This is a genomic window from Inquilinus limosus MP06 (assembly GCF_000767795.1).
GTDB classification, from domain to species: Bacteria; Pseudomonadota; Alphaproteobacteria; order DSM-16000; family Inquilinaceae; genus Inquilinus; species Inquilinus limosus_E.
This window is the reverse complement of sequence record NZ_JANX01000182.1, coordinates 1-10,257: the sequence shown is the minus strand read 5'-3', so window position 1 is coordinate 10,257 and position 10,257 is coordinate 1. Positions and strand designations below refer to the sequence as shown.

Sequence of the window (10,257 nt, the reverse complement as noted above, 5' to 3'; positions counted from 1 at the left end):
TGGCGCCGGAGGTCCGGTTCGAGGGCGTCGGCTTCGGCTATGACGACGAGCGCGGGCCGGTGCTGCGCGGCTTCGACGCCGCGATCGCGGCCGGCGAGACGGTGGCGCTGGTCGGCCGCTCCGGCGCCGGCAAGAGCACCTGCGCCAGCCTGCTGATGCGGTTCTGGGACCCGGCGTCCGGGCGCATCACGCTGGGCGGCCACGACCTGCGCGATCTGCCGCTGGCGGAGCTGCGCCGGCGCGTGGCGATCGTGCCGCAGGACGTGCATCTGTTCGACCTGCCGGTCCTCGACAACATCCGCCTCGGCCGGCCCGAGGCCAGCGAGGAGGAGGTGTGGCAGGCGGCCCGGCTGGCCCAGGCCGACGGCTTCATCCGCGCTTTGCCGCAGGGCTACGCCACGCCCTGCGGCGAGCGCGGGGCGCGGCTGTCCGGCGGCCAGCGCCAGCGCATCGCCATCGCCCGCGCCTTCCTGCAGAACGCGTCGGTGCTGGTGATGGACGAGGCGGTATCGAACCTGGACACCGAAAGCGAGCAGGCGCTGCAGGCGGCGGTGCGCGACCTGCGCCGCGGCCGCACCACGCTGATCATCGCCCATCGCCTGTCGACCATCCGCAGCGCCGACCGGATCCTGATGCTGGAGGGCGGCCGCATCGCCGAAACCGGCCGGCACGAGGAGCTGCTGCTGCGCGGCGGCCCCTATGCCCGCCTGGTCGCCGCCGCGGTCGACGGGGTGCTGGAGGTGTGATGGGAGTTGGATACCCGCCATCCCTCGCCGTCATTGCGAGGAGGCGAAGCCGACGAAGCAATCCGAGGGGCCGGTGCCCACCGGCCCTGGATTGCTTCGTCGGCTTCGCCTCCTCGCAATGACGGTTCCGGGAAGTTCCGAAAAGCTCTCGCAAGCGGGAGAGGCAACGCAAAAAGGCAGGCCCTGACTTAAGCCCTCAGCGCCTGCTCCAGGTCGGCGATCAGCTCGGCCGGGTCCTCGATGCCGGCGGACAGGCGCAGCAGGTCGTCGGGCACCGGGCTGGTCGGCCCCTCGACGCTGGCGCGGTGCTCGATCAGGCTCTCGACCCCGCCCAGCGAGGTGGCGCGCTTCCACAGCTCGACCTTGGCCGCGGTGGCGATCGCGGCCTGGGCGCCGGCCTTGACCCGCAGCGACAGCATGCCGCCGAAGCCGTCCCGCATCTGCCGGGTGGCGACCGCGTGGCCCGGCGCGTCGTCCAGCCCGGGATACAGCACGGCCGAGACCAGCTCATGGCCGCGGAAATGCTCGGCGATCGCCAGCGCCGTGGCCGAGGCCTGGCGCACCCGCGGCACCAGCGTGCGCATGCCGCGCAGCAGCAGCCAGGCCTCGAATGGGCCCAGGATGGCGCCGTGCTGGGCGCGGATGCGCTTGATCCGCTGCCAGGTCTCGTCGTCGCGGGCGGTGGCCAACGCCCCGGCGACGACGTCGGAATGGCCGTTCAGGTATTTGGTGGCGGAGTGCATGACCAGGTCGGCGCCGAGCGCCAGCGGCCGGGTGTGCACCGGCGTCGCCACCGTGGAATCGACCGCCACCCGGGCGCCGGCGGCGTGCGCCGCCTCGGCCACCGCGGCGATGTCGGTGACGGTCCACAGCGGGTTGGCCGGCGTCTCCAGCCACACCAGCTTGGTCTCGCCGGGCCTGAGCGCGGCGCGGACGGCGTCGATGTCGTGCGTGTCGACCAGCTCGACCTTCAGCCCCCAGCGGGTGGCCTCGGTCACCAGCCAGTTGCGCAGCGACCAGTACATCACCTTCGGCGCCAGCACATGATCGCCCGGCGCCAGCGCCAGGAACACCGCGGTCGCCGCCGCCATGCCGGAGGCGAAGACGGCGGCGCCCGCCGCGCCCTCCAGCGCCGCCAGCACCGCCTCGGCCTGGTCGAAGCTGGGGTTGTTGTCCCGGGCGTAGATCCGGCCGGACCGGTACTGGTTGTCCGGGTCGCGGATATAGGTGGAGGAGGGGTGGATCGCCGGCGTGACCGCCCTGGTCACCGGGTCGACCCAGCCCAGCGCCTGCGCCGTGATGCTGGCGGCCGACCTCTTTGGCTCACGGTCCTTGTCGGCCATGGCTCAGGCCTCGGCGAAGACGCGGGCGAAGATGTCGTCGACGTGCTTGGTGTAGAAATCGTAGCTGAAGGCGTGCGCCAGATCCTCGCGCGGGATCGTGACCTCCGGGTCCTCGGCCAGGCGGTCGAGGAAGCTGCCGCCCTCGTGCCACACCTTCATGGCGTTGCGCTGGACCAGCAGATAGGCGTCCTCGCGGCTGATTCCGGCCTGGGTCAGGGCCAGCAGCACGCGCTGCGAGAACACCAGCCCGCCGAGCGATTCCAGGTTCGCCTTCATCCGGTCCGGATAGACCAGCAGCTTGTCGACCACGCCGGTCAGTCGCGACAGGGCGAAGTCCAGGGTGACGGTGGCGTCCGGCGCCTGCATCCGCTCGACCGAGGAATGGCTGATGTCGCGCTCATGCCACAGCGCCACATTTTCCATCGCCGGCACCACCGCGGCGCGCACCAGCCGGGCCAGGCCGGTCAGGTTCTCGGTCAGCACCGGGTTGCGCTTGTGCGGCATCGCCGACGAGCCCTTCTGGCCCTGGTGGAAGAACTCCTCCGCCTCGCGGACCTCGGTGCGCTGCAGGTGCCGGATCTCGATGGCGAGGTTCTCGATCGACGAGGCGACGACGCCGAACACGGCGAAGGCCATGGCGTGGCGGTCGCGCGGGATCACCTGGGTCGATACCGGCTCGACCTGCAGCCCCAGCTTGTCGGCGACGTAGCGCTCGACGAAGGGATCGACCGAGGCGAAGGTGCCGACCGGGCCGGAGATGGCGCAGGTGGCGATCTCGCGCCGGGCCTGCACCAGCCGGTCGCGGTTGCGGCGGAAGGCGGCCCAGTGGCCGGCCAGTTTCAGGCCGAAGGTGGTCGGCTCGGCATGGATGCCGTGGCTGCGGCCGACGGTCAGGGTGTCCCTGTGCTCCTCCGCCCGCCGCTTCAGCGCCGCCAGCAGCCCGTCGACATCGGCGATCAGCAGGTCGATCGCCTGGGACAGCTGGATCGACAGCGTGGTGTCCAGCACGTCGGACGAGGTCATGCCCTGGTGCACGAAGCGCGCCTCGGGCCCGACATACTCCGCCAGGTTGGTCAGGAAGGCGATGACGTCGTGCCGGGTCTCGCGCTCGATCTCGTCGATCCGCTCGACATTGAAGTTGCCGCGCTCGCGCACCGCCTTCACCGCCGTCTCCGGCACGATGCCCAGTTGCGCCATCGCCTCCAGCGCCGCGACCTCGATATCCAGCCAGATCCGGTACTTGTTCTCCGGCTCCCAGATCCGGGTCATCTCGGGGCGGCTGTAGCGGGGGATCATCGGCGTGGTCCAGATGCGGGGCGGGAAAGGGGCGGCACGGTCAGGGAAGGGGCTGCCCCTTTCCTTGTCATTGCCGGGCTTGACCCGGCAATCCAGAAGATGTCGACAGCCTCTGGATGCCCGGGTCAAGCCCGGGCATGACAGGTTGAGAGAACCCGTCCCAATGTTCCGAAGCGGATATAGCAGCATGCGGCGGCAGGGCGGAAGCGCAGGGCCTTGCCGAAACTGCATGCCGCCGGTGCGCCGTGCCGGATTGGACTGGCCGCTTCAGGCCGATTGGTCCTGGCGGCCAGTCCGATTCATCGCCATCTGTGCAGCACCACCCTGCTGCCCGGGTCCCTGCCATGTATGTCCCGCCCGCCTTCCGGGAAGACCGGATCGAGATCCTGCACGCCGCGATCCGCGAGGCCGGCCTGGCCACGCTGGTCAGCCTCGGCGCCGACGGCTTGGTCGCCAGCCATGTGCCGATGCTGCTGGACCCGGCGGCCGGGCCGAACGGGACGCTGTACGGCCATCTCGCCAAGGCCAACCCGCACGCCGCCGGCGGCATGGCGGGGACGGAGGCCCTGGCGATCTTCCAGGGGCCGGACGCCTACATCACCCCGTCCTGGTACGAGACCAAGCGCCAGACCGGCAAGGTGGTGCCGACCTGGAACTACGTCGCCATCCACGCCAGCGGGCCGCTGGAGATGTTCGACGATGCCGACCGGCTGCTGGACCTGGTGACCCGCCTGACGGTGCGGCATGAGGGCGGCCGCGCCGCGCCCTGGGCCGTGAGCGACGCGCCGCCGGACTTCGTGCGCGCCCATCTCAAGGGCATCGTCGGCTTCGCCCTGCCGATCGCCCGGCTGGAGGGCAAGTGGAAGATGAGCCAGAACCGCCCCGCCGCCGACCGCGCCGGCGTGGTCGAGGGGCTGGGCGCCGAGGGCCGGGACGACGTCGCGGCGCTGGTGCCGGTGGAACCGGGCTGACGGTCCGCGCCGGCTAGGATTTGAACTTCAGCAGCCGATCCTCGCTGGCAAGCTTGTCGATGATGGCCGTCAGGCTCGCGGCGCGCTCCTCCACCGTATTGCCGGATGGCGGGTGGGCGCGGCCCTGGGGCGTCGCCGCCCACTGCGCCTCGGCCCGGGCGAGAGCCATCATGCGCAGGAAGGGCGACTCCGCCTTGGCGTAATCCGCAAGGGGCCCGCGCTGGATGCCGAGCGCGGCCTCCCGCTCCGCCGCCCCCGCATAGAGCTCGTCCCGCTGCGCGTCCGTCAGCGGGGGCAGCCCGGCCTTCTCGCGGGCGATGTCGACACCGCTGACATAGGCTTGCGTGTGATCCGCGTCGACGTGCCGTTCCGGCGGCCAGCCATCGATCGCGCGCACAAAGCGCTCTCCGTCATCGGCGTCGAGCCCCATTCCGTGGAACAGGTCGCGCGCACGCTTGATGCGCTCGTCGAGCGGCCGCGCATTGTCGAAGATCTCGGGGGTCCGGCCGAGGATGGCGTGCAGCAGCTCATGCTCGAGGACCGGATCGCCATTCGTGTTCAGCGCCGATTCCGGAACATAGACCTCGCCATTGCTGGTCACGCCTCCGGTGCCGGGATAACGGCTCCGGTAATCCTGATCGCTGAGCACATGGATCGGCACGCCCAGCCGCTCCGCCTCGGCGATGATCTTCGCCGCGGTCGGGGACTGCTTCGACTCGTCGGCCTTGTAGCGCTCCAGCTTTTCCCGCCTCGCCGCGGCCTCCCTCACCAGCCGCTCGATCCAGTCGATCAGGCCCGTCCCCTTTTCGCCGACCTCGCCCTTGCCGGGGTCGTCGACCATGCCCGTTCCTGCCGCTTCCCCGGATGTGGGCCGCGATTGCGAGATGGCGTCGTTGAAGGCTTGCCGTTGTGCCGATGAGGCCGGCGTCAGTCGCCCGCCTTGGATAGATGCGCCGGTGTCGACCCGAAAGGACATGCTGCATCTCCTATCCAGCTTGCGCAGATAAGCCGGACGATTCTACCTGCGATGCCCAGGATAGGAAACCCATTCGGCTTGGCCTGCCGCCTGGCACTGCCGGAGCGCCGCCGAGGGCGCGACGCCGCCGCCCTTGCATGCTGCACCGCGATAGCGGACGGTGGTGCAGGATTGAGGGCGAGGACCATCATGACCGAGGCGCGTCACCGCGTGGTCGTCATCGGCGCCGGGTTCGGCGGGCTGCAGGCGGTGCTCCGCCTCAAGGGCGCGCCGGTCGACATCACCCTGATCGACCGGCGCAACCACCACCTGTTCCAGCCGCTCCTGTACCAGGTCGCCACCGCGTCGCTGGCGCCGTCGGAGATCGCCTGGCCGGTCCGCAACCTGGTGGCCGGGCGGCCGGAGGTGCGGACCATCCTGGGCGAGGTCACCGGCATCGACAAGACCGCGCGGCAGGTGCAGCTGCGCGGCGAGGCGCCGGTGCCGTACGACACGCTGCTGGTCGCGACCGGCGCGCGCCACGCCTATTTCGGCCATGACGACTGGGAGCCCTTCGCCCCCGGCCTGAAGGACATCGACGACGCCACCGCGATCCGCCGCCGCATCCTGCTGGCGTTCGAGCGGGCGGAGGTCGAGACCGACCCCGCAGTGCGGAAGGCCTTGCTGACCTTCGTCATCGTCGGCGCCGGGCCGACCGGGGTGGAGGTCGCCGGCACCATCGCCGAGCTGGCGCACCACACCATGGCCCGCGACTTCCGGGCGCTCGACCCGAAGGAGGCGCGGATCCTGCTGGTCGAGGCCGGGCCGCGGGTGCTGGCGGCCTTTCCGGAGGACCTGTCGGCCTATGCCCGGTCGGCGCTGGAGCGGCTGGGGGCTGAGATCCTGACCGGCCACGCCGTGACCGAATGCGACGCCGACGGCGTGTCGCTGGGGGCGGAGCGGATCCCGGCGAAGACGGTGATCTGGGCTGCCGGCGTCCAGGCCTCGCCCGCCGCTTTGTGGCTGGGGGCGGAGGCCGACCGCGCCGGCCGGGTGATGGTGGCGCCCGACCTGACCCTGCCGGGCCATCCCGAGATCTTCGTGGTCGGCGACACCGCCCGGCTGGACGCCTGGAACGGCCAGCCGCTGCCCGGCATCGCCCCGGCCGCCAAGCAGCAGGGCCAGCACGTTGCCGACACCATCCGGGCGCGGCTGGAGGGCAGGTCGGAGCCGCGGCCGTTCCGCTACAAGCATGCCGGCAGCCTGGCCACCATCGGCAAGCGGGCGGCGGTGATCGATTTCGGCTGGATCAAGCTGCGCGGCTGGCTGGCGTGGTGGATCTGGGGCTTCGCCCACATCTACTTCCTGATCGGCCTGCGCAACCGACTGACCGTGGCCCTGAGCTGGCTGTGGATCTACACCACCGGCCAGCGCAGCGCCCGGCTGATCACCGGGCGCGGCCGGGAGGAGTAGGGCTCCGCGCCTGCCCCTTCGCCGTCATTGCGAGGAGGCGCAGCCGACGAAGCAATCCAGGGGCCGGTTCGCACCGGCCCCTGGATTGCTTCGCTGCGCTCGCAATGACGGTGTTGGAATTGCCGCGAAGGCGCTTGGTATCCTGCTCAGCCCCGCGGCGTCGGCGCCTCGGGGGCGATCAGGCCGCGGTCGCGCAGGGCCTGCCAGAAGCCGGCCGGGATCGGGGCGGCGGCCAGGGCCAGGTTCTCGGCGCTGCGGCCGGGGCGGCTGGCGCCGGGGATGATCGCGGCCACCGCCGGATGCGCCAGCGGGAACTGCAGCGCCGCGGCGCGCAGGTCGACGCCGAACTCCGCCGCCACCGCCTTCAGCCCGTCGATCCGGGCCTGGATCTCCGGCGTCGCCTTCTGGTACTCGTAGTGCTCGCCGCCGGCCAGGATGCCGGAATTGTACGGCCCGCCGACGACGATGCCGGCGCCGCGCGCCTCGGCCTTGGGCATCAACCCGGCCAGGGCCTGGCGGTGGTCCAGGAGGGTGTAGCGGCCGGCCAGCAGGAAGCCGTCCGGGTCGGCGCGGTCGAGCGCGACCTCGCAGGGCTCGACCTTGTTGACGCCCAGGCCCCAGCCCCCGATCACGCCCTCCTCGCGCAGCCGGGTCAGGGCCCGGCCGGCGCCGTCCAGCGCCTGGTCCAGCACCTCGCGCCAGCGGTCGCCGTGGAAATCCTCGGCCACGTCGTGGATCCAGACCAGGTCGATGCGGTCGGTGCCCAGGCGCTTCAGGCTGTCCTCGATCGAGCGCAGCGCGCCGTCGGCGGAGTAGTCGTAGACCACCTTGTTCGGCAGGCCGGCCGCGAACAGCCCGCCCTTCTCGCCCTGGTCGCGCGCGCCGGTCTCGATCTCGTCCAGGATCAGCCGGCCGACCTTGGTGCTGAGGACGTACTGGTCCCGCGGCTGGTCCTTGAGGGCGAGGCCCATGCGGATCTCGGACAGGCCGGCGCCGTAGAAGGGCGCGGTGTCGAAATAGCGGATGCCGGCATCCCAGGCGTCGCGGACGGCGGCGATCGCCTCGTCCTCCGGGATGGCGCGGAACATGTTGCCCAGCGGCGCGCCGCCGAAGCCCTGCGCGTGGTCGAGGGGCAGGCGCATGGTGAATCCTTCCAGAAATCGTGCCGTGTCGTGGTGACGGGCCGGATATGGCGCCGGCGCGCCGCCACGGTACCCGGCGCGCCGGCCCATCACCTTGGAAGAAACTTCACAGCCGGCCATACTCCACCCGGATGGGGAGAGGACGACCATGGAGTATCCGATCGCGGGCACGGCGCTGATCCAGGCGCCGTCGAATCTCGGCCTCAGGCCGCTGCGGCCGGGGCACGAGCCCGGGACCTGGCGGGCGCCGCAGGCGCTGACCGAGGCGGGGCTGGAGAGCGCGCTCCGGCCCGATCGCACGGTCGATCTGGCGCGGCCGCGCTACAGCACCGAGAAGCAACCGGGGACGGTGCTGCGCAACGGCCCGGCGATCCGGCGCTTCAACGAACAGGTCGCCGATGCAGTCGACGCGGCGCTGCGCGACCGGCTGTTTCCCATTGTGGTCGGCGGCGACTGCTCGATCCTGGTCGGCGCGCTGGCCGGGGCGCGGCGGCATGCGGAGCTGGCGCTGGTCCATCTCGACGGCCACAGCGATTTCCGCCATCCCGGCAACTACGAGGACTTTCCGCTGCACTCCGCCGCCGGCATGGACCTGGCGCTGGCGATCGGGCTGGGCGACCCGCTGATGCTGCGCTGGGACGGCATCCCGGACCCGCTGGTGCCGGCCGAACGGGCGATCCAGATCGGCGAGCGCGAGGGGCGAGACCCCGACTGGGGCTGGGAGGACATCAACGACACCGCGATCACCCGGATCGACATGTTCGAGCTGCTGGAGCTCGGGCCGGAACAGGCGCTGCGCCGCAGCTTCGCGGTGCTGGACCGGACGCCGGAGATCCCGTTCTGGCTGCATCTCGACGTCGACATCCTCGACCAGGCGGTGATGCCGGCGGTGGATTCGCCCGGCAGCCCGGGGCTGGATCATGACGGGCTGGCGGCGCTGCTGCGCGGCTTCCTGGCCTCGCCCCGCTGCATCGGTCTGAACGTCACCATCTACGACCCGGACCTGGACCCGGACGGGACGTATGCCCGCGGCCTGGTCGACATGCTGGCCGATGGGCTGGCGCCGTTGACGGTGATGCGCCGCCGGTCCTAGATCGACGCCGATTGTCGCGACCGGAGCATCCGATGGCCGCCGAAACCCCCGTCAGCCCGGGCGTCCGCGTTGCAATTCCGCGCGGCGTGTGGATGCTGGGCTTCGTCAGCCTGTTCATGGACATCTCGTCGGAGATGATCCACGCGCTGCTGCCGGTCTTCCTGCTCACCACCGTCGGCGCCAGCGCCGTGGTGATCGGGCTGATCGAGGGCGTGGCCGAGGCCACCGCCTCGATCGTCAAGGTGTTCTCCGGCGTGCTCAGCGACTGGTTCGGCCGGCGCAAGCTGCTGGCCGTGATCGGCTACGGCCTCGGCGCCCTGTCGAAGCCGCTGTTCCCGCTGGCCGGCAGCGCCGGGCTGGTGCTGGCGGCGCGCTTCGTCGACCGGGTCGGCAAGGGCATCCGCGGCGCGCCGCGCGACGCGCTGGTCGCCGACCTGACGCCGCCGGCCATCCGGGGCGCCGCCTTCGGGCTGCGCCAGTCGCTCGACACCGTCGGTGCCTTCGCCGGGCCGCTGCTGGGCGATCGGCTGATGCTGGCCAGCGGCGGCGACATCCTGCTGGTGTTCTGGCTGGCGGTGATCCCGGCCGCGATCTCGGTCGCCATCCTGGTCGGCGGCGTGCACGAGCCGGACGCCGCCCGGCCCCCTAAGGCGGCGCGGTCGCCGATCCGGCGCGATGAGCTGCGCCGGCTGGGCGGCGCCTATTGGCGCGTGGTGGCGGTGGCGGCGGTGCTGACCCTGGCGCGGTTCAGCGAGGCCTTCCTGGTGCTGCGGGCGCAGGAGGCCGGGCTGGCGCTGGCCCTGGTGCCGCTGGTGCTGGTGGTGATGAACATCGCCTACGCCCTGTCCGCCTATCCGGTCGGGGTGCTGTCCGACCGCCACGACCCGAGGCGGCTGCTGGTCCTCGGCTTCGCCGTGCTGGTCGCGGCCGACCTGGTGCTGGCGCTGGATGGCGGGGTGTGGGCGGTGATCGCCGGCACCGCGCTGTGGGGGCTGCATATGGGCATGACCCAGGGGCTGCTGGCGGCGCTGGTGGCCGAGACCGTGCCCGCCGACCGGCGCGGCACCGGCTTCGGCCTGTTCAACCTGGTCGGCGGGCTGGCGCTGCTGGTCGCCAGCGCCCTGGCGGGCGGGCTGTGGAGCTGGATCGGCCCCGGCGCCACCTTCCTGGCCGGCGCCGGCCTGACCGTGATCGGCCTGGCCGGCGCCGATGTGGCTGCTGCCGCGACGGGCTGCCGC

9 protein-coding genes are annotated in these 10,257 nt (G+C 71.8%); 5 read left to right on the top strand and 4 right to left on the bottom strand.

The genetic code is table 11. The annotated features are described in order from the left end of the window. On the top strand, nucleotides 1–746 hold a 746-nt coding region (locus tag P409_RS15785), incomplete at its 5' end, for an ABC transporter ATP-binding protein (RefSeq protein ID WP_034838889.1). Nucleotides 747–934: 188 nt separating this feature from the next. Here the strand turns inward: P409_RS15785 and P409_RS15780 are convergent. Both P409_RS15780 and purB read right to left on the bottom strand, forming a co-directional pair. Next, a complete protein-coding gene (locus tag P409_RS15780) occupies nucleotides 935–2,089 on the bottom strand; it encodes a trans-sulfuration enzyme family protein (RefSeq protein ID WP_034838885.1) in 1,155 nt (384 codons plus the stop codon). A gap of 3 nt (nucleotides 2,090–2,092) precedes the next feature. Beyond that, nucleotides 2,093–3,385, bottom strand: coding sequence for an adenylosuccinate lyase (gene purB, locus P409_RS15775; protein ID WP_034838881.1), 1,293 nt, complete (start codon nucleotides 3,383–3,385; stop codon nucleotides 2,093–2,095). Nucleotides 3,386–3,729: 344 nt separating this feature from the next. Between purB and P409_RS15770 the strand changes: the two genes are divergently transcribed. After that, a complete protein-coding gene (locus tag P409_RS15770; protein WP_034838875.1) occupies nucleotides 3,730–4,356 on the top strand; it encodes an FMN-binding negative transcriptional regulator in 627 nt (208 codons plus the stop codon). A 13-nt stretch (nucleotides 4,357–4,369) separates the two neighbouring features. On the opposite strand, the gene P409_RS15765 is transcribed toward P409_RS15770, so the two are convergent. Continuing rightward, entirely contained in the window at nucleotides 4,370–5,332 is a 963-nt protein-coding gene (locus P409_RS15765; RefSeq protein WP_152613403.1) for a hypothetical protein, read from the bottom strand. Nucleotides 5,333–5,521: 189 nt separating this feature from the next. On the opposite strand from P409_RS15765, the gene P409_RS15760 reads away from it, so the two are divergent. Then, a complete protein-coding gene (locus P409_RS15760) occupies nucleotides 5,522–6,784 on the top strand; it encodes an NAD(P)/FAD-dependent oxidoreductase (RefSeq protein WP_034838867.1) in 1,263 nt (420 codons plus the stop codon). A gap of 146 nt (nucleotides 6,785–6,930) precedes the next feature. Here P409_RS15760 and P409_RS15755 read toward each other — a convergent pair whose 3' ends face one another. Next, nucleotides 6,931–7,926: an aldo/keto reductase gene (locus P409_RS15755; protein WP_034838863.1), complete on the bottom strand. Its 996-nt coding sequence runs from the start codon at nucleotides 7,924–7,926 to the stop codon at nucleotides 6,931–6,933. Nucleotides 7,927–8,074: 148 nt separating this feature from the next. Here P409_RS15755 and P409_RS15750 point away from each other — a divergent pair, with 148 nt between their 5' ends. Then, complete coding sequence (locus tag P409_RS15750) at nucleotides 8,075–9,019, top strand: arginase family protein (RefSeq protein WP_034838862.1); 945 nt, start codon at nucleotides 8,075–8,077, stop codon at nucleotides 9,017–9,019. A gap of 32 nt (nucleotides 9,020–9,051) precedes the next feature. Beyond that, nucleotides 9,052–10,257 (top strand): MFS transporter (locus P409_RS15745; protein ID WP_052120719.1); only part of this gene is annotated, 1,206 nt, incomplete at its 3' end.

Bases quoted from the DNA above. Each gene is read 5' to 3' on its own strand.
- P409_RS15755 (WP_034838863.1), bottom strand. From the start codon at position 7,926: ATGCGCCTGCCCCTCGACCACGCGCAGGGCTTCGGCGGCGCGCCGCTG.
- P409_RS15780 (WP_034838885.1), bottom strand. From the start codon at position 2,089: ATGGCCGACAAGGACCGTGAGCCAAAGAGGTCGGCCGCCAGCATCACG.
- P409_RS15770 (WP_034838875.1), top strand. From the start codon at position 3,730: ATGTATGTCCCGCCCGCCTTCCGGGAAGACCGGATCGAGATCCTGCAC.
- P409_RS15765 (WP_152613403.1), bottom strand. From the start codon at position 5,332: ATGTCCTTTCGGGTCGACACCGGCGCATCTATCCAAGGCGGGCGACTG.
- P409_RS15760 (WP_034838867.1), top strand. From the start codon at position 5,522: ATGACCGAGGCGCGTCACCGCGTGGTCGTCATCGGCGCCGGGTTCGGC.
- purB (WP_034838881.1), bottom strand. From the start codon at position 3,385: ATGATCCCCCGCTACAGCCGCCCCGAGATGACCCGGATCTGGGAGCCG.
- P409_RS15750 (WP_034838862.1), top strand. From the start codon at position 8,075: ATGGAGTATCCGATCGCGGGCACGGCGCTGATCCAGGCGCCGTCGAAT.